The sequence below is a fragment of the Streptomyces sp. NBC_00887 genome, assembly GCF_045207585.1.
The window spans coordinates 1,662,593-1,682,054 of the sequence record NZ_CP108788.1 but is presented as its reverse complement, the minus strand read 5'-3'; the positions used below and the strand labels follow the sequence as shown (position 1 = coordinate 1,682,054).

At 69.5% G+C, this 19,462-nt stretch carries 13 protein-coding genes and 1 pseudogene; 6 read left to right on the top strand and 8 right to left on the bottom strand.

The annotated features are described in order from the left end of the window. Positions 1 to 28: 28 nt before the first annotated feature. Positions 29 to 913 (bottom strand): alpha/beta fold hydrolase, encoded by an 885-nt coding sequence (locus OG844_RS07660; RefSeq protein ID WP_406389037.1) that lies wholly within the window; start codon positions 911 to 913, stop codon positions 29 to 31. Positions 914 to 1,339: 426 nt separating this feature from the next. Between OG844_RS07660 and OG844_RS07655 the strand changes: the two genes are divergently transcribed. Continuing rightward, complete coding sequence (locus OG844_RS07655; RefSeq protein ID WP_406389035.1) at positions 1,340 to 2,425, top strand: S1 family peptidase; 1,086 nt, start codon at positions 1,340 to 1,342, stop codon at positions 2,423 to 2,425. A gap of 129 nt (positions 2,426 to 2,554) precedes the next feature. Here the strand turns inward: OG844_RS07655 and OG844_RS07650 are convergent, their stop codons facing one another. Next, entirely contained in the window at positions 2,555 to 4,555 is a 2,001-nt protein-coding gene (locus OG844_RS07650; protein WP_406389033.1) for an N-6 DNA methylase, read from the bottom strand. A 225-nt stretch (positions 4,556 to 4,780) separates the two neighbouring features. Between OG844_RS07650 and OG844_RS07645 the strand changes: the two are divergent. Then, positions 4,781 to 5,086, top strand: a pseudogene (locus OG844_RS07645) (PIN-like domain-containing protein); the annotation flags it as partial. Positions 5,087 to 5,097: 11 nt separating this feature from the next. On the opposite strand, the gene OG844_RS07640 reads toward OG844_RS07645, so the two are convergent. From OG844_RS07640 to OG844_RS07630, 3 genes are all read right to left on the bottom strand, one after another. Then, positions 5,098 to 6,507: a hypothetical protein gene (locus OG844_RS07640; protein ID WP_406389031.1), complete on the bottom strand. Its 1,410-nt coding sequence runs from the start codon at positions 6,505 to 6,507 to the stop codon at positions 5,098 to 5,100. Next, a complete protein-coding gene (locus OG844_RS07635; protein ID WP_329212645.1) occupies positions 6,504 to 6,857 on the bottom strand; it encodes a hypothetical protein in 354 nt (117 codons plus the stop codon). Before OG844_RS07635 ends, OG844_RS07640 begins: the two co-directional genes overlap by 4 nt. 211 nt (positions 6,858 to 7,068) lie before the next feature. Next, the gene (locus OG844_RS07630) at positions 7,069 to 7,617 is read right to left on the bottom strand and encodes a hypothetical protein (protein WP_406389030.1); all 549 of its coding nucleotides are present in this window, start codon (positions 7,615 to 7,617) and stop codon (positions 7,069 to 7,071) included. Positions 7,618 to 8,222: 605 nt separating this feature from the next. Here OG844_RS07630 and OG844_RS07625 point away from each other — a divergent pair. Both OG844_RS07625 and OG844_RS07620 read left to right on the top strand, forming a co-directional pair. Continuing rightward, positions 8,223 to 9,476, top strand: a complete 1,254-nt coding sequence (locus OG844_RS07625) for a hypothetical protein (protein WP_406389028.1) — start codon at positions 8,223 to 8,225, stop codon at positions 9,474 to 9,476. Positions 9,477 to 9,577: 101 nt separating this feature from the next. After that, positions 9,578 to 11,989: a hypothetical protein gene (locus OG844_RS07620; RefSeq protein WP_406389026.1), complete on the top strand. Its 2,412-nt coding sequence runs from the start codon at positions 9,578 to 9,580 to the stop codon at positions 11,987 to 11,989. Positions 11,990 to 12,493: 504 nt separating this feature from the next. Here OG844_RS07620 and OG844_RS07615 read toward each other — a convergent pair. The 3 genes from OG844_RS07615 to OG844_RS07605 all read right to left on the bottom strand — a co-directional run bounded on the left by OG844_RS07615 (position 12,494) and on the right by OG844_RS07605 (position 14,615). After that, positions 12,494 to 12,676, bottom strand: coding sequence for a hypothetical protein (locus tag OG844_RS07615; RefSeq protein WP_406389024.1), 183 nt, complete (start codon positions 12,674 to 12,676; stop codon positions 12,494 to 12,496). 173 nt (positions 12,677 to 12,849) lie between these two features. Continuing rightward, positions 12,850 to 13,347, bottom strand: coding sequence for a phospholipase (locus OG844_RS07610; protein ID WP_406389022.1), 498 nt, complete (start codon positions 13,345 to 13,347; stop codon positions 12,850 to 12,852). A 227-nt stretch (positions 13,348 to 13,574) separates the two neighbouring features. Then, positions 13,575 to 14,615: a DUF3533 domain-containing protein gene (locus tag OG844_RS07605; RefSeq protein WP_406389020.1), complete on the bottom strand. Its 1,041-nt coding sequence runs from the start codon at positions 14,613 to 14,615 to the stop codon at positions 13,575 to 13,577. Between the two features lie 336 nt (positions 14,616 to 14,951). On the opposite strand from OG844_RS07605, the gene OG844_RS07600 reads away from it, so the two are divergent. Continuing rightward, positions 14,952 to 18,407: a DNA polymerase III subunit alpha gene (locus OG844_RS07600; RefSeq protein WP_406389018.1), complete on the top strand. Its 3,456-nt coding sequence runs from the start codon at positions 14,952 to 14,954 to the stop codon at positions 18,405 to 18,407. Then, positions 18,404 to 19,384 carry a DNA polymerase thumb domain-containing protein gene (locus OG844_RS07595; protein WP_406389016.1) on the top strand — a complete coding sequence of 327 codons (981 nt, stop codon included), beginning with the start codon at positions 18,404 to 18,406 and terminating at the stop codon, positions 19,382 to 19,384. Before OG844_RS07600 ends, OG844_RS07595 begins: the two co-directional genes overlap by 4 nt. Positions 19,385 to 19,462: the final 78 nt, after the last annotated feature.

Here is a 19,462-nt window from a genome sequence, read left to right as displayed (position 1 = left end):
ATACGGACACCGCACCCCGGGCCGCGGGTCAGCAGACCGGTGCCTCCCGGTCGTCCAGCAGCCAGTTGAGCACCTCGGGGAGCACGGACAGCGCGTCGAAGTGTGCCGCCGCGGGTTCCATCACGGCGGTGACGCCCGGGATCTGTTCCGCGAGCCAGCGGGAGTGGCCGACGGGTGAGAACACGTCCTTCTCGCCGTGCCACAGCATCACGGGTCCCTTGATGTCGGCCGGGTCGAAACCCCACGGCCGGCAGAACGCGATCGCGTCGTCGATCCAGCCGTACGCCGATGTGCGCAGCCCTTCGCGGTAGTTGGCGAGCAGCATCGTACGGATCCCGGCGTCGTTGACCACGATCCGGTCGGAGTCGGTCAGCTCCCGACGCAGGTCGTCCAGGAGCCGGACCGGGTCCTGCCGGATCTCCGCCGAGCGGCTGATGAAGGACTCCGCGAGCCCGTCGGGATCGGCGGCGGCCGCGGAGTAGGCGAGGACGTTCGACGCGGCCATCCCCTCGAACCAGTCGAGCCCCTCGGCATCCCAGGGAGCCAGACCGACCAGTGCGGCGGTACGGGTGACCCGCTCGGGCATCATCGCCGCGCACGCCAGGGCGTGCGGCGCGCCGCCGGACCGGCCGACCACGGCGAAGCGCTCCAGGCCGAGCGAGTCGGCGATCGCCCGTACGTCCTCGACGACATCCACCACCCGGCGTCCCGCCAGCCGGTCGGAACCGCCGTACCCCGGTCGGTCGTAGGCGATCAGCTGCATCTTGCGCTGGTAGAGGATCATCCCGCGGGGAGCGGGGCCGAGCCGGCTGCCCGGCATTCCGTGCAGGAGGAAGACCGGTCTGCCGCGCGGATCCCCCTGACGCTCGACCATCAGATGCCGCCCGTCCGCCACGCGCACCCGACTGCGCACCCCGCCGCCTCCGCTCGGTCACCCCGCCCGGTCCGGACATCAAGTGCCCGGTGTGTGCTGCCAGTTCGATGATGACCCATCAAGGGCACCACCGGGACTCCTTGTCGGAAGGAACCCGTGTTTGCCCGGTTCCGGCTCGCACCGCATCCGGACGGGCGACCCCAGCATCCGGACTCACGAGAGCGAAAACAGGACAGGACTAGTCCTCACCCGCTGCCGACAATCGATTGCACGCGGTGTTCGCACATGGAACCGACGTGGTCCGACCTCCCGGTTGTGAACGGGTCAGGAGTGAGGCGTCGTTGTCGTGTGTGCGTCCTGAAGTCGACCTTGTGTGCTATCGCCCGCATCGGAATAGTGGGCGCCCCATCCTCCGTGTTCCGGACCCCCCACTGGTCCGTACCACGGCCCCACAGGAGGTCGAAGTTGAAGCACCGACGCATATCCAGGAAGCGCGCGGCCATTGCGGGATCGGCCGTCGTCGCCCTGGTTGCAGCAGGAGTCACCTTCCAGACTGCGAACGCCAGTGATGACGTGCCCCAGTTCACGGCACGGACACTGACGGCGAACGCGGCCGGAAATCTCGCCACGACCCTGGACAGGACCCTGGGCGGCGACACGGCCGGCGCGTACTACGACGCCAAGGCGAAGAACCTGGTCGTGAACGTCCTCGACGACGCCGCCGCGGAGCAGGTGCGCCAGGCGGGCGGCAAGGCCAGAGTCGTACAGAACTCGCTCACCGAGCTGACGTCGGCCCGGCAGACCCTCACCGCCGAGGCCACCATCCCCGGCACCTCCTGGGCGGTCGACCCCGTCAGCAACAAGGTGGTCGTCACCGCCGACCGTACCGTCGAGGGCGCGGCGTGGGACAAGCTCAGCGCCGTGGTCGAGGGCCTCGGCGACAAGGCGGAACTCAACAAGTCCGCAGGGGAGTTCAAGCCCCTCATCGCGGGCGGCGACGCCATCTTCGGTGGCAGCGGACGCTGCTCGCTCGGCTTCAACGTGGTCAAGGACGGCGAGCCGTACTTCCTGACCGCCGGACACTGCACCGAGGGGATCACCAGCTGGTCCGACTCGCAGGGCGGCGCCGAGATCGGTGCCAACGAGGGCTCCAGCTTCCCGGACAACGACTACGGCCTGGTCAAGTACACCGCGGACGTGCCGCACCCCAGCGAGGTGAACCTCTACAACGGCTCCACCCAGCCGATCACCAAGGCGGGCGAGGCCACCGTCGGCATGTCGGTGACCCGCAGCGGCTCCACCACCCAGGTGCACGACGGTGAGGTCACCGCACTGGACGCCACGGTCAACTACGGCAACGGCGACATCGTCAACGGGCTCATCCGGACGACGGTCTGCGCCGAGCCGGGCGACAGCGGCGGCTCGCTCTTCTCGGGCGACACCGCCATCGGCCTGACCTCGGGCGGCAGCGGCGACTGCTCCTCGGGCGGCGAGACCTTCTTCCAGCCGGTCCCGGAGGCGCTGTCCGCCTTCGGAGCCGAGATCGGCTGACCTTCGGTTCGTCAGTTGCGGGCCCGCTCGCTCACTTCGTGTGAGGCGAGCGGGCCCGTTGCCGTGTCCGGGTTTCGGGCGGGTCGGGCGATCATCCGGTCGCGCCGGCCGGGCTCGGGCCTGCCCGCATCACCTCCCGGGCGTCAGTCCGCCCGCTGCGAGCCGGTCACCGATGTCGCCCGCGAGCTGCTCGCCCAAGGCGTCTGCACGTGTCAGCAGCCGTGTGAAGGACGTGAGGTGGAGGAACGCCTCCGCGTATGCGGCCTGCTCCTGCAGAGGTAGTTGCAGTACCTGCAGGCGTCTGATGTCGACGCGGGACGAGCTGGAGGCGTGCGTGCCGGCCTGGCGGCCGTTGGACGGGGCGCGCAGGCACCCTGCCAGGAAATGGGTGCTCAGCTTTTCGGGGTCCACGCGCAGGACGTGGAGCTGGGGGCCCAGAGCGATCGGTGGCCCTTCGTGCACCCAGGCCCGGAAGGCGCGAACTACCCCGGCGACCACGACATCGCCCTCCTCGGCCACGGTCACGGAGGCTCCGGGAGCGACCTCGGTGCGCGGGGTCCCATCCATCAGCAGGTCGGCGACGGTGAGAAGCGGCAAACCTGTGTCACGGGGCAGCGGTGTCGCGGTATTCCCCGGTTGCTGCCCGGCGCGCAGGGTGAGGGCGCCGGCTTTGACGAGGTCGCCGACCGTGGCCGTCGTGCGGGACTCCCCGGAGGAGAGGCCGAGCCTGGACAGGTTCTGTACCAGTTCGGTCAGCCGGCCGAGAGAGCCGGTCAACTCCTCCCACGACGCGGCGAGTTCCACGCCCGATGGGTCATTGCCCGCAGGGGCGTAGCGCCCCGGGGTCACATCCACCTCGTCGTCCAGCAGATCGAGGAGGGGAATCCTTACGGCACCGTCCGGGAGCTCCCCTTCCGGCGCGTCGAGCTGAGATACGGCGGACAGCACGAACTCCGTCAATGGGGCCCAGTCGGGGCCCTGCTCACGCGCACCGGGCTTCGCGAGTCTGGTCGCGTCGACCAGGAGGGCATCCTGGGCGCCCGAGACTGCTGAGGCAGGACCGTCGGGGGCAGCTCGCAGAACCCACAGCTGGAGCGAGACGCTGTGCGGCTGGGCGCAGCCCGGCGGCAGGGCGACGACCGCCCGCAGGGTTCCCGTGCGCAGCAGGGACCCGCGGATGCGGCGGCCAGCCTTGCGTGAGGCGACGGCCGGGGGAAGGACGACCACGGCGGTGCCGCCGGGCCGGAGGTGAGCCAGCAGGTGTTGGACCCAGGCCAGCTCGGGTTCGGTACGGGGCGGCAGTCCGTGGGTCCAGCGCTGGTCCGTGGCCAGCTCCTCGTAACCCCAGTCGCGCTCGTTGAACGGTGGGTTGCACAGGGCGATGTCGGCCCGCAGACCCGCAAACGGATCGGCGCGCAGGGCATCGGCTGTGACGATCTCCGTACGCACCTCGGTCCGGGTCTCTGTGGCGAATCCGAGGCGAGCCGTGGCGAGTGCGGCAAGCGCCGGATCGCGTTCGCTTCCCAGCAGCGCCAAGCCCGGGCCGGTGTACTCCTGTGCGGCCGCCACCGGCAGATGCCCTGTGCCGCACGCCGGATCGAAGACCGTGAGGCCGCCGGTGCCCTCGCCGAGCCGGGCGTCGAGCGCGATACGGGCCATCAGCGACGCCAGTTGAGCGGGCGTGGAGCTGAGCTGGCGGACGTGGGTGTCCAGCCACCGCTGCAACAGGAACTCGAACGTCTCGCGCGGTCCCTCGCTCCGCCCCAGCCGGGCGGCCTCGCCTGCCAGGTCCCGTGCCTCCTCGGAGAGGTCCGAGGAGTGGGAACGGGCTCGCGGGGAGCGCATCCGGCGGGCAGCCTCGGCCACGGCGAGCCCTGATTCGTCCCTGCTGCCGAGCGCTTCGAACCGGGGCCACAGGAATTCGCGGCCGGCGACGTCGTGCAGTTTGCCGTTGCTGCGCAGCCATTGCTCGACTTCGGCCAGCGAGAACTGAGGGCTCACGTCCGTCCCGCCGATGCGGGAAGGGAACGAGTCGTGGCGCCGGCGCCAGTTGCTGACCGCCGCACGTCCCACACCCGCGATCCGGGCGATCTCGGCCAGACTGACCGGTACGGCGTCGGTAGTACGCATTCGAGGCTCTCCGGGTCCTAGGCGGGCCGGGCGGGGTCGGCGTCCCAGCGGCCTCAGTGATGGCAGGCTACTACGATCATTGACTTTGTTCACAGGTCTGACCCGTGATGTCGGCGTGCAGGAAATGTGGAGGCTTGGGAATAGGGGTGCATTTGCTCCGGGAGTAGTGCTGCGCGACCGGTACCGGCTCGACTCCGTACGGGGGCGTGGCGTGATGGGCCAGGTGTGGCGGGGGTGCTCGAACGGCAGGCCACGGACGACCAGGTGCCGGGTGCACCGGACACGTCGGCGGACCCGGTGATCGGGAAGCTGGAGGTGCTGCTCCAGGGGAAGGCCGGGGCCCGGCCGACGGATGGCCGGCTCACGCGATGGCGCTCGGAAGCCAAGGAGCGGTCACAGCACAGGCAGCCGCCAGGCTTTCGCGACTTGGAGGAAGGAAAGCCCGATCAGGCTGCGGCGGGCGGCTGCATCGTGTGGAGACAGCTCTCCGCGGAGGTGGCAGCGCGCGGCACGGACGTCCTCTTCGTCACCAGGGACCTCAATCAGGTCAGGTGTCGGGCAGCCAATGTCGCCGCAGCCAGGGCATACCCATTCGTGCGCATGCTCTCCACCCCTCGTGCCTTGAAGCCCTCCCTCAGGCTGTCCAGAAGCGTGAAGAACAGGAGCGGCCTCCCCAGGTCGCAGAGCGGGGCGATGCCGCTCTTGCGTACGCCCCAGAGGCGCAGCGCCTCCGCAGGGTTTCCGCCGACGGCAAGGCGTGCCGCCTCGCCAAGCCAGGCGCCGGAGTGCCGGCTCTCGCTCTCCAGCAGAGCCAGAAGCCAGGACTCCGAGCGGCACTGCAACGCGTCGAGCTGGGCAACGTTGAGCACGTCCGTATGAGGCAACGACGTGTAGACCGGCGCTGTTCCGGCCAACTCCCAGGAGAAGAGCTGGGCTTCTTCGGAGATGGTCGAGGCCGCTTCCGTCGCAGCCAACGGCGTGCTGAGGAAGATTCTGGCGAACTGCTGCTCCCGCTCGCCGACCTGGTCGAGAAGCAGCGCGGACCGGACACGGGCGGACGGGTGAGTGCAGCCTCGGCGGATGAACAGCGCTCGCTCCGTCAGGTGCACGGCCAGCATGGCGATCAAGGCCCCCAGGAGGGAGAAGGTCGCAGCGTGGGCAGCCTCGGCATGGCCGGTGAGTTCCTGCTCGATCAGCCGCTTGCCCGCACGGTAAGCGAACAGATCCGCCTCCAGTTCCCTGGCCTGGTTGTCCGAACAGACCGGAATGTGTTCGTCAGGTGAGAAGCCGCTCACGGCGGACTGATGCCCCAGTGCGTGGTGGGCTATTTCGTGCCCGATGATGAACTGGCTGGCCTGGAGGTAGAGGAACGCGGCGTTCTTCTCGGCCTCGATGTCCAGCCGCAGGCCCAGTTTCGCCGCCAACGCGTACACCCGCTGGTTCGTGCTGTAGTAGCGCAGCAGGCCGGTGAGCACGGCCGGGTCCCCGCCCATGTTTCCTGCTCCGGCCGCCCGTACGCTCGCGGGAAAGGACCCGGAGGCAAGCTGGGTCAGGGAGATCGAGATGTACCGGGCGTAGTGGGAGCACAGGGTGAGGGTCGCGTCGGCGACATTGACCAGCCCTGAACCGTCGGAGAACGGGGTCATCTGTGCCGAGACGTCTTCCCTGAGGGTCTTCACGACGCGGACGGAGGCGAGGCGCTCCGTACTCGCACCGAGATCGGCCATGGCGGCTTTCAGCTGCTCTGTCACCAACTCCTCGGGCGCGGTCATCATGTCCCCGTACTTGTCGGCCCACTCGCTCCGCTGCCAGGCGGCTGTGGCGGCTTCGAGCTGTCGGAGGCCCTCCTCGTCCCCGAGCTCACGCAGCCGCTTCCTCATTTCGCCGAGCTGCACGTCGCGGTCGGCCCGGAGCAGCTCGTACTTGCGGTCCGCCATCGTCTTGCGCGTCACGACGGAGCCGGTGACGTGCGGCAGAAGGCGCCGAGACCTACCCGCGCAACCAGGACGGCGATCAGTGCGGCTGTGGTGGGGTCGTCATCCAGGTCGGTGAGGAGCTCGTGGATGGTGAACGCGTCGATCAGCCTGTCCGATCCCGTGGTCCCCAACAGGCCTTGCGTCTTCTCGTGATGGCAGATCTTCCGCTGCAGTTCACTGTGCTTGTTGCCGAACCACTGTTTCCCGAAGCGACGGTGGTTCTCCTGATCCTCGGGGGAGAGCCCCAAGCCCTCGCCCAGCAGCTCCGCCCCGAGCAGGGAGTAGAGCTCTTCGTCGGATTTATCCCAGTAGGCCTCGACAGTCACCTTGTCCCGTCCTTCGTACTGGATTCCGGTTATCAGATGGTCCGACCGATTCCTGCATCTTAGAGACCCCGCAACCCCAGGAGGGGGAGAACGGGAAACATGGGTACCACCGCGCTCGCTCCCCGAGCCTTTCCGGCTACCGGCGGCCCGCGCATGGTCGGGCGGGAAGCGCGCGTCGGCAAGGTGAGGCGTCAGTGGCGAACGCCCCGGTTCACGGGTGGGGTGGTGTCGAGATGCCGAGGTCCTGGTGCATGGCGAGCTGCATCGCCGTGATCGCGTCCCACATCTGGATCAGAAAGGTGTGGGTTTCCTGCCACTTCTGCTGGTCGTGTGCACCGTCCTCGGTCAGCGACTCCATGAGCTTCTTGGCCTCTGCGAGCGCCACACGGACGGCTTGGCAGGGCTGCAGGACGTTATCGGGGACGAGCATTTGAGCCTGGGCATAGGTGTCCTGGAACTCGGCCCGGACCACCTCTGTCGCGGGGTTCGGGTCTGCCTCGGAACGCATCGCGTAGAGGTCTTCCATCATGTGGAACCGATACCGTCGGGCACCGGAGTTCAGCGCGACGTAGATGTCGCGTCGACGCTCCAGGTTGGCCTGGGCGTCGTCGAGGTGCCGCTTGGTCCGCTCCGATCGCTGCTGGAGCTCGAAGTCCTGGCGGCGCGACCGTGAGCTCACCCAAGCGGTGGTGATCGGAGCGAGCAAGGTGCCGGCCACACCCACCACGGCAACCAGTAACGCTATGAGTCCAGTGCTCATTCTTGCCCCCTGGCACGGCGTGGTCCAGGTCAGCCGCCGCATTGCGTCACCGGCTCCTGCCCCACGATTCGATGGCACGCGACCCGTCACCCATCGCGTTGGCCTTTCGCTGTCGGAACACACTCAGACGTCCAGGGTGTGCAGTCAAGGCCGCCAGGGGGTGTTCCCCTGGTGCCCCATCGCCTCGTCTTCCGTGTCGGGCCGCGGCATGGCCGCCCCGGCCGTGATTTCCGCCTGGCTCTCGGGTTCCTGCCCTGCCGTGCGCATCGCAGTGACGGACACCCGCCCCGAACGCCTGCTGCCGAACCCCTCGCTCGCCCTCCCTGAGGGCGCCGCGGGACGGGGCTCTTTTCATTGACGCGTACGCGGATCGATGGGGCTGCACAGCTCGTGACTCCTCCACCAAGACGGTCCGGGCGGAAGTGGCATCCATGCATCTTGTGAACTCAGTTAACGAGTGACAGTCTTGTCGTCGAGGGGGGGGCGTCCCGACGAGGCGTTCCGATGTGAAGGATCGACGTGCCGGCCCGGACGGGACAAGACGGCTTCGACCGGCGATCACCGCGCGCACCCTCAACTGTGAGAAGCCACTTCAGGAGCCCACGATGGACAACGAGATCCAGCTGATCAGTGACGGTGACGGACTGGCGGTCCTCGGGAACGAGGCCGACGTCGAACGCTTCCTCGTCTCGGAAGGGCTGTCGTCGAAGGACCTCGGAGTGCAGCGGCTCAAGTCCGCCGTCGGCATCGGCGCTGTAGCCGCACAGGTGGGTTCGGACATTGCCGCCAACTCCGGTCGCTGGGTGAAGCTGACCCCGAAGTCGGCACGGCTCGTCAAGAAGTACGGGCTGAGGGAGAGTTCGAAGACGGGTCTCGGTACAGGTGTGGTGAAGGGGCAGAAGGGGCAGATCAGGGGATTCGTCGAGTTCGTGAAGGGCCCCCGCTCGCTGCTGAGTAACCCGGCGGTTCTCGCCAATGCCGCGAAGCTCATGTCGCAGGTCGCGATGCAGCAGACCATGGACGAGATCACCGACTATCTCGCGACGATCGACGCGAAGGTCGACGACGTGCTGCGTGCCCAGAAGGACGCTGTGTTGGCCCGCATGATCGGAGTGGGCTTCGTCGTCGAGGAGGTCATGACCATCCGCGAGAAGAGGCGGGGAGTCGACGAGATCACCTGGTCGAAAGTCCAGGCCGCGCCGACGGCGATCGCGGAGACCCAGGTGTACGCGTTGCGTCAGCTCGACGCAGTCGCCGAGAAGATGGAGCGCAAGGACAAGATCGGTGGTCTCGCCACGACGGCCAAGGAAGCCGAGTCCGCCGTCCGCGAGTGGCTCGCTGTTCTGGCTCGCTGCTTCCAGCTGCAGGACGCGATGGCTGTGCTCGAACTCGACCGAGTGCTGGACGTGTCACCGGAGGAGCTGAACGAGCATCGCCTCGGGTTGAAGGCCGCCCGTCAGGACCGCCTGGAACTCATCCTGCGGACCACCGAGCGTCTGCTGGCCAGGATGAACGCGGCTGCCGATACGGCCAACGCGAAGGTGCTGCTGCACCCGGCCAAGTCCCCGGCCGTGGTGCAGTCGAGCAACCATGTCGCGACCTGCGTTTCCGACTTCCACGCGCTGCTCGGGATCGAGGCCGGTGGGCAGTCGTCGGAGGAGAGGCGATGGGCGCATGCGGCTGCGGAGGTGAGGGACAAGGCGCTTGAGGCAGGAGTCAAGGGTGTCGATACCGCCAGAAGCCTCGGCAGCGACACCCTCGACCGGGCCGGTTCGGTGACGGAGAAGCTCTCCAGTGGGATCGCCGAGCGAGTACGCCGTCGGCGCGGACGCGATGAAGAGCCCGACGGGAAAGGCTGAGCGGGCACCGGCCATCAGGTACGTGTGCAGCCGGCTGCGCCGCCAAGCGTAGGAGGCGTAGATACTTGTGAACTGAGTCAATGATTGCCATGCTTACCGGGATGCTTCTCACGGGGAGGGTGCCCGCCTTGCACGACCACCGCCTGGTCCAGACTGCCGTGATCGGTCAGAAGAACTCCGACCTCCCGATCATCCTGCCCATGGACGCATTCGAGCTGGACATCTGGCGCAAGAGGCACCCGGACTACACGTACTGGTGCGGACTGCAACTCGGTGGCTGCGGCGGTGAGCTGAGCGACCGCCGGTACACCAACAAGGTGTGCCACTTCGCCCACCAACCGGACGCCCCCGTCTGCCGTCGCAAGGCCACCGGCGAATCCAGTGCGGACCATCTCTTCATCAAGCAGGGCGTCCGGCGCCTGATGGAGGTGCGGAAGCTCAAGGGCAAGGTGCAGACATATGATCTCGGGACCGGCCCCGGAGACGCCGTCGATGTGTATCTCGCCGACAGCCGCCGTCGACTGCGCTTCCAGCTCAGCGCCGTGGACTACCGGACCTGGCGCAGCAGCGCCGAGGACCTCGGCGCGCAGGGCGGTGACATCGATTGGATCTTCGGCACCGAAGGGCCTGTCACCCAGCAGTTCCTCGGCCGGCAGGGCTACTGCCTCCGCGTGCGCTGCGAAACGGTCGGAGGGGAGCGGCGCGTGGACATCGGCGCCGAGGCCCGGGACCGTACGGTCGCCTGGACCCCGCTCGAGGACTGCACCCTGACGCCCTCCGGCATCGTCACGCCTCATGTCGAGGAGATCCGCCTGTCCCGGCCGCTGCCCAGGCCGATCGCTTTCCCCGTCCAGGGTTCGGTGGTGTTCGCACCCGTTCCGGGAGCCATGACGCCCGAGCGTTCGCCCTTCGAGGAGAACGGCAGACGACTCCTCCTCGCGGACGTGAAGCCGGTGGACGGCCCCATCGTCCGGACCGTTGTCTCCCTGCCGGGCGACACCGACAGCCCACCCGCCGAACACGTCTACCGCGTCTCCGAAGGTGCTCGCGTCCTGATGGCCGAGGACGGCGGCGGCTGGGCCGTCAAGGCGGACCGTTACCAAAGGCTCAACGCACACGAAGCCCAGCGCACGGGACTGTGGACCCCGCCTCCCGGGGGCAGCACCGAGCCGGTGGCCGCGACGGCACCTCGCCGCGAGCAGCCGGCGGGCAGGAATTCCGCAGGAGCGCCCACGGTGGCTCAGCCCTCGAAGAAGGCATTGAAGAGGGCAGCGAAGAAGCTCTCGGAGAAGGTCTCGGAGAAGGCGCAGGCCCCTCGCGGCCCCAGCACCCGGCCCAAGCAGGTGAACGCCCTGCGCGAGGCTCTCAGGCAGAGCGCCCGCCGGGGCCGTACCACAACGTGGGAAGAGCTCGCCCGGACCGTCGGTCGCGCACTCGACACCTGCACGACCGAGGACCGGATCTCCCTGCTCCTGGACGTGGATCAGCCGCTGTGGGAGAACGTGCCGGTGCTATCCGCGCTCGTCAGGGAGAACGGGGCGCCCCCGTCGTATCTGCCGCGGCTTCTTTCCCGGCTGGGCGTTGCTGACTCCGAGCGCTCGTCGCAGATCACACGTTGGGCCGATGTGGAGGCCGACCGGGCCTTCGCCGCCTACGCGAAGCCCGCACGCCTGATGAGGCCTCGGCTGTCGCTCAGGCCCGAGCGGCGCGTGCCGCAGCAGCGGGAGCAGGAGACCGCACCGCAGCAACCCACCAAGACCCGGACCGCCCCGGCCGTGAAAGAGCCCAGGGCGGAGCCGAAGGTCCAGAACCCAGATGACACACGGCGCGTACGGGCGCTCGTCACGCGACTCGACGCGTTGATACCCGGGCTGGGTAAGGACGCCCGCAGACCGGCGATCAGGGCTCTCGGTCGTGCGGAAGCCTGGCTCGCCTACCGGGAAGGTGAGAGGCGGCCCCAGGGGCAGCAGCAGAAAAAGGTGGCGTGTGAGACCCCGGAGTTCGTCGTCAGTCTGCTGGAGTACACGCTTCGGGAAGCCGAGCGGGGGCGCGAGTCCGCAGGGGTGCAGGGACAGCGGCGTGCGACAGCTCCCGCAGCTCCGCACCGGTCTGCCGAGCAGGCGAAGGCGGCTGCGGGAGACCCGGTGGAGTGGCTGACCAGACAACTTATCGGTGTGGCGGCCCTGGGGCAGACCATTCCGGCCCTGCACCTGGACGGGGGCGTGCGCCGACCCGATCTGCGGCAGCGGATGGAATCGCTGGACAGTCAGCTTCCGCACGACGTGCCGGTGCTCTCGGCGCTCGTGCTGGGAGCGGACGGCGGGCCCGTCCCCTTCTTCCGCGACGTACTCGGTGCTGCGGGTCTTGCGGTTCCCTCGACCGATGAGGCGTTGCGCAGAGTATGGCGTCGCGAGCAGGAACGGGCCCACGCCGCCTACGGGAACCCGCCTAGAGAGCTGCCGCCCCGCCTTACCCCCGAAGCGAGCTCCTGGGAGGGAGCGGGAGTCCAATGATGCGCAGCAGGGCGATTCTCGTCCCGACGATCCGGAACGCAGGGTGACAAGATGACGCCGTTTTCCGGCAGGACTGCCCTCGACCTCCTCGACGCCCATCTGGAAGACCTCCGGGACGGAGCGGATCTTCCGCTGCTGCCGGATGGACTCGACGGTCACGCCGTCGATGAGGCGGGCGACCCCGTTCACCGGGCTCTCGACCGGCTCAAGGGCTTTTCGCGGCAGCCCGGGGACGTCTTCACGCAGGAAGTCGGCGGAGGAGTTCCGCACGCGGCTGTGCCCTTGGAACGTGGCGGCCGTCCGGCTGCTCGGCGACCCGTACGTCTTCGTGGCCACAGGGCCTCGCTCGCACGAGTGCTGGGCGCACGACGTGCCGGCGGTACCGCACCGCTCGGTCCGTGACCCGCGCGGGTGGGTCCGACTGGATCCGGACCGCACCAACAGCGCTCGCGACAGCGTGCCCGCTTACCCCTTCGATCCGCCTGTCGCATCAGAGCCGGCCGATCACCGTGCACATGAGCCGAGTGCCTCGGACACTTCGTGGTGGGTGCGTGGTACCCGGGCCGTCACGGTCAGCTCCCCGTCGGGACGACCTTGGTAGAGCAGTCCGGCAAGCTCTACCGGCAGGTTGGAGTTGCCATTGATGGAAGCGCCGCTGACCGCGTAACCGTCGCTGTGACCTGTCATGTTCCGTCCCCCGATTGGATCACGGTCGCAGGATAGGGGAGGGCGTGTTCTGCCGTCGCACGGACGTGCCCTATATGCAAAGGAGTTGATCCGCTGCGTCCGGTGACCGCTTCGAGCGCCGACCCGATCCGGGCCGGGCCGCAATGCGCGCGCCCGGTCCGGATCGGCGACGGTCAGGCGGTTTGAAGCGATCTGTCGGAGCCCGCCTCGGCCGGTGCGACGCCGAGGATGTCCACGGCGTGGTAGTACGTCCAGGCCGTGGCGTTGCACGACGTCAGTGTTGCGCCGGAGTAGGCGGCGCATACGCGCTTGAGGTCCGAATAGAACGCGGAGTCGATGCGTGCTTTGTTGGCGGAGAAGGTGCCGGCTGCCTTGTAGTTCCGGTAGCCGAAGTCGTGGCGGGCGCACGCCGTTCGGAAGGGGAAGCCGAACGGGTTGTCGGGGGAGGTGCTGCAGTAGTCCGTCCCCCAGTCGAAGCCGTACGCGGCCCATGCGCCCTGGTTGTTGCGGGCGGAGTTCCAGGCGTTGTAGCTGGAGACGCTCGTCTGGGTCCAGGAGCTGAGGACCTGGGGCTTGTCCGCGGGTGCGGCCGAGGCGGATGCGGCGGGTATCAGGGCGAGCGGGAGCGACAGGGCGACTGCGGCGATCAGGGTGGCGAAGCGGCGACGCATGAGCAACCTCCGTGGGATGAAAGAGAGCTGTGGTGGCCGTGCTCCTCGCGGGTCGCACGAGGCCGCTCCAGAATGCCGCCATGTACCTGCCATGCCTAGCTGTTTGGCCGACCGGACGCCAAGAGTTGGCGCACTGGTCGGGCAGCAGTCACGGGGACTACCGGGCGCGTGCGGGAGCCCGGCGCAGAGGAGTGCTCCGGCCGCTCCGGACGTGATCGCTCACAGCCTCAGGCGCCGTTCGAGCCGCCGTGGCCCGTCGCCGCTCTCGTCGCCTCGTCCGGCTTGCGCCGCATCGCGGTCAGCAGGGTGACGACCGTGCCGGCGACCGCCCAGGCCGAGAGCACCAGCAGGGGTCCGGTGACCGCGTTGCCCTTGAAGTACGCGATCGAGCGGGCCACCCAGGTTCCCGCGCCCGGCGGCAGGGCGGGGCCGATCGCGCGCCAGAAGTCCGGCAGCATCGGCAGCGGGAAGGCGCCGCCGGCGCTCGGGTTGCCCGCGATCACGATGATCAGCACGGCCAGGCCGATGCCGACGATGCCGGTGAGCGCCTCCAGGGCGAGTGTGATCATGCCGACCGAGAAGACGACCAGGGCGCCGAGCCCGGACAGGGCCCACACGCTGCCCGGGAGTGCGCCGAGCACCGGTCCGACGATGACCGCGCCGCCGATCCCGCCCGCGATCGAGTACAGCGCCATGACTCCGGTGCGGATGAGCGCGCGCTGCCGGTTGGCGGGCCTGGTGCCCGCGCTGATCGCCAGGATCGAGGCGCAGAGGTAGCCGCCGACACACCAGCCCACGACCAGGTAGAAGGACGACAGGCCGTCGAAGTCCTCCGGGGAGGCCGGGGCCACGTCCACGGCTCGCACCGTGCGCTGCCGGGGCTCCTCCGCCCTGGCGATGATCCTGACCAGGCTGTCCGCCAGTACGGTGCCGCCGCCGGAGGCGACGAGGACGGTGTCCGTCCTCCCGGTGGGGCTGACGACCAGGGCACCGTCGATGTCGCGGTTCATGATCTGCCTGCGGGCCTCGGCCGCGTCACTGACGGCGCGCGGGTCCAGCGGGCCGCCCGGGAGGTCGTCCAGCTGGGTGACGAGCTGCCCGGACATCTGCTGCGGGGCTACGACACCGAAGGGGACGTCCGTCGGGTCGGGCTTGTGCAGCGCCCCGACGTACGACGCGATGAACAGCAGCTGCAGCCCGAGCACGCCGATGACGAGCAGTGCGGCCCGGGTGGTGACGGCGTTCTTCACTTCACCGGCGAAAGTCATGCCCCCACGGTCCGGGCGGTCCGCCGTTCACGCAGGCGGGGCGGGGCCGAATGGCCCAGGGGGGACAGAGGGGCCGACACGGGCGCCGGAGGTGACGAAGCTCTCGCCGCGAAGGGATGTGTGCGGTTCGGAGGCCGATCTGGACCAACCCTCCTGCCGAGCAAAGGAGGTGACGGTGAGACAGCTGTTCCGGCCATGCCAACGACATTCCGTAATCCGTTCACGCGTTCGAATCATGTCGCCGACCTGCGGTGATGGAGCTAAGGTAATCGAACGAGCGTACGATAGACGTATCGGGTGAATGGGTTAAGTGGGGTGAAGTGATGGAGGTGCGACATGGCGGGCTTCGCCCATCTGCACGTCGCGTCCGGTTACTCCGTCCGCTACGGCGCAGCCCATCCCGAGCACCTCGTCCGGCGGACCGCCGAGCGCGGTATGGCGGCGGTCGCGCTCACCGACCGGGACACGGTCACCGGGGCCGTACGGTTCGCGCGGGCCTGCGCGAAATCCGGCGTCCGGCCGGTCTTCGGCGTCGATCTGGCGGTCGAGGCCATCGCACCACCGCCCCCGGCACAGCGGCGTCGCACCCCGGCACGCGGCGGCGCGCACGTCGTCGAGCCGCCGCTGCGGTTCGTGCTGCTCGCGCAGAACCGGGCCGGATGGGCGCGGCTGTGCCGCATCACGTCGGCCGCGCACGCAGGTACCGCGTCCGGCGCGGCACCGGTGACGGTGCCGTGGGAGGCGCTGCGCGAGCACGGCGGCCCCGGTCTGATCGTGCTGCTCGGGCCGCTCTCGGAGCCGGTACGGGCACTGGCGGCAGGCCGGGAGGACGTCGCCGTGAAACTGCTGGCGCCGTGGCAGGAGATCTTCGGGGACGGCGTCCGGCTGGAGGCCGTCGCGCAGAAGCGTTCCGGCCTCGGCCCCGGATCGCTCCGCCTGGCCGCCCGCACCCTGGCGCTGGCCGACCGCACCCGCACCACCGCCGTGCTGTCGAACGCCGTCCGCTACGCCGACCCGGACCAGCACCGGCTCGCCGACGTCCTGGACGCCGCGCGGCTGCTGCGGCCGATCGACCGGCGCCGCCTGGACAGCGGGCAGCGCTGGCTCAAGGACGAGGGCGCGATGGCGGGCATCGCACGGATGATCGCCGAGTGCGCCGGAGCCGACCCCCGGCGGGCCGCCCGCCTGCTAGCGGACACCGCCGCCACCGCCGCCTCCTGCGCCGTCGACCCCGTGGCGGACCTCGGGCTGGGAACGCCGCACTTCCCGGAACCGGAGGTGCTCGGCGCCGGGAACCGGACGGGCGGAGCGTCGCAGTTGCTGCGCAGGCAGTGCGAGACGGGTATGGCCCGACGCGGCCTGGACCGGGACCGGGCGGCGCTCGACCGGCTGGACGAAGAACTCGGCGTGATCGCGGAGCTGACGTACGACTCGTACTTCCTCGCCGTCGGCCAGGTCGTCACCGACATCCGGGCCAAGGGCATCCGAGTCGCCGCCCGCGGCTCGGGCGCCGGGTCGATGGTCTGCCACGCGCTCGGCATCGCCACCGCCAACCCGCTCGACCACCACCTGCTGTTCGAACGCTTCCTCAGCGTGCGACGGGCGTCCCTGCCGGACATCGACATCGACGTGGAGTCCGCCAGGAGGCTGGAGTGCTACGACGCGATCTTCGACCGGTTCGGCAGGGAACGGGTGGCGGTCACCGCGATGCCCGAGACCTACCGGGCCCGCCGCGCCCTGCGCGACACCGGCCTGGCCCTGGGGATCGCGCCCGCAGAAGTCGACCGGATCGCCAAGAGCTTTCCGCACCTGCGGGCCTGTGACATCACCGGTGCGCTTGCCGAGCTGCCCGAACTGCGGCAACTGGCGGCCGAGGCGAACCGGTACGGACCGCTGTGGGAGCTCGCCGAGGGCCTCGACTCCCTGGTCCACGGCATGGCCATGCACCCCTGCGGTGTGGTCATCAGCAACGCGACACTCCTGGACCGGCTGCCGGTGCAGCCGACCCCGCAGGGCGACTACCCGATGGCGATGGCGGCGAAGGAGGAGATCGAGGCGCTGGGCAACATCAAGCTCGACGTCCTGGGCGTGCGGATGCAGTCCGCGATGGCCCACGCCGTCACCCAGATCGAAGGAGCGACCGGCAACCACATCGACCTGGACGACCCGCAGCAGGTGCCGCTCGACGACGTCTTCGCGTTCAAGCTCATCCAGGAGAGCCAGACCCTGGGCCTGTTCCAGCTCGAGTCACCCGGCCAGCAGGACCTGCTGTCCAGGCTGCAGCCCCGCGACCCGCAGGACGTCATCGCCGACATCAGCCTCTTCCGTCCCGGACCGGTCGCCGGCGGCATGCCCGAGCGGTACATCGCCGCACGTCACGGCGGTACACCGCACTACGCCCACCCGGACCTCGAACCCGTACTCGCCGACACCTACGGCGTGACCATCTGGCACGAGCAGATCATCGAGACGCTGTCCGTGCTGACGGGCTGCGACCGCGCACTGGCCGAGATCGCCCGGCGGGCACTCGGCGACAAGAACCGGCTGCCCGGGATCAAGGACTGGTTCCATCGCCAGGCACGCGCTCGCGGTTACCGCGCGGAGGTCCTCGACGAGGTGTGGGGGACCGTCGAGGCCTTCGGCGCCTACGGCTTCTGCCGGGCCCATGCGGTCGCCTTCGCCGTACCGGCCCTGCAGAGCGCCTGGCTCAAGGCGCACTACCCGGCGTTCCTGCTGGCGGGCCTCCTCGAACACGATCCCGGGATGTGGCCCAAGCGCGTCCTCGTCGCCGACGCCCGCCGCCGCGGAGTGCCGGTCCTGTCCGTCGACATCAACCACTCCAAGGTGGAGCACATCGTGGAGCGGACCGACACGGAGCAGTGGGGGGTACGTCTCGCACTGTCCGCGGTGCACGGCATCAGCAAGGAGGAGTGCGTACGGATCGAGGAAGGGCAGCCGTACGGATCACTGTCGGACTTCTGGCAGCGGGCCCGCCCCGGCCGGCCGGTCGCCGAACGCCTCGCGGAGATCGGTGCCCTGACCTGCCTCCACGACGGCCGCCTCACGCGGCGCGACCTGCTGCTGCAGATCGCCGAACTCCACCGGGCCTCCCGCACCCGGTCCGCGGGCAAGGGCCAGCTGCCCTTCGACGCTGACGTGGCCGGCGGAGCGGAGCCGAGCGGCCTTCCGGAGATGACCGGGCGCGAGGCCCTGAGCGCGGAGCTGGGCACACTCGGCATCGATGTCTCCAGGCACCTGATGGAGCACCACCACCGCCTGCTGCGCGAGATCGGCGCGACCGACGCGGCCCACCTGGCCGGACTGCGCGCCGGTCAGCAGGTCCTCGTCGCCGGTGTACGGGCCTCCACCCAGACCCCGCCCATCGCCAGCGGCAAGCGCATCATCTTCGTCACCCTGGAGGACGGTGCGGGACTGGTGGACCTGGCGTTCTTCGAGGACTCCCACCCGGCCTGCGCGCACACCGTCTTCCACAGCGGACTGCTGCTGGTCCGCGGCACGGTCCAGGTGCGCGGCACCCGCCGCACCGTCGTCGGCACCATGGCCTGGGACCTGGACGAGATCGCCGCGGCCCGCCGCGACAACGGCCCCGAGGCCGCGCTCGCCCTGCTCGGCGCCGACCATCCGCAACCGACTCCCGCACAGCCGCAGCGCGCCCTGGTCAACGGCACCACGGGCGCCCGGCTGCACCCGTACGCCGACCTGCAACCCGCCGGCAGTCGCACGGCCGACCTGAAGAAGTTCGGCTACACGAGCCCGGGGAGCGCGGGATGACCACTCGTCAGCGGCACATCGCCCACCTCCATCTGCACGACGCGCTCACCGAGACCCAGTACGCCGACGTAATCGAACTGGTGTCCGGTATCACGCCTCACGTCCAGGCTGTTCCGCCCGACGCCGTTCAACTGGACCTTGCCTCGGCGCTCCGGTACTTCGACATGTCTCCCTACGACGTGGTCCAGTTGGCGAAGATCAGGATGAAGGCCCTGTACGGCATCGACAGCAGCGCCGGCCTCGCGGGCAACCGCATGCTGGCGGCCATGGCGGCCGACGCGTCCGCGCCCGGGCACACCACCTGGGTCCCTGCCGAGCGGGCCGCCGAATGGCTGTACCCCCGCCCGGTCACCGCACTGCCGGGGATCGGCCGCGCCACGGCGTCGACGCTCAGCAGATACGGCTTGCACACCGTCGGCCAGGTCGCCGACGTACCTCCGGCGACTCTGCAGCGCCTTCTCGGCGCCGGTCAGGCACGGCTGCTGGCCGAACGTGCCCGCGGTCACGACCCCCGTCCGGTCATCCCCATGGAGCCGGCGGCGTACCTGGTCGACGATCTCGTGCTCGACCGGGACTGCCTCGATCCGGCACGGCACCACCGATCCGTCCTGGGACTCGCCGACCGGATCGGCCAGCGCCTGCGCGGTGAAGGTCAGGTCGCCGCCCGAATCACCCTCACGGTGCGGTACGCCGACCGCAGTTCCACCACCCGCATGCACAAGCTGCCGGAACCCACCAACCACTCGCCCGCCCTCGTCGCAGCAGCTCTGGGCCTGCTGACCGCCCTCGGGCTGCAGCGCGCACGAGTCCGCGCCTTCGCCGTCCGCGCCGACGACCTGCTGCCGGCCGACGGTGCCTACCGCCAGCTCTCCCTGGACCACGGGGACGCCAGGGCCCGCGCCGCCGAAGCCGCCGCGGACCGGGCACGCCGGCGCTTCGGGGCGGGGGCCGTGCGGCCGGCGGCCCTCGCCGACTGACCGTGTGGGCTACCGGCATTTCTTTACCGACGCGTAACTTCCCCCGCTACCTTACTCGCGCGTAATTTGGCATGAGCA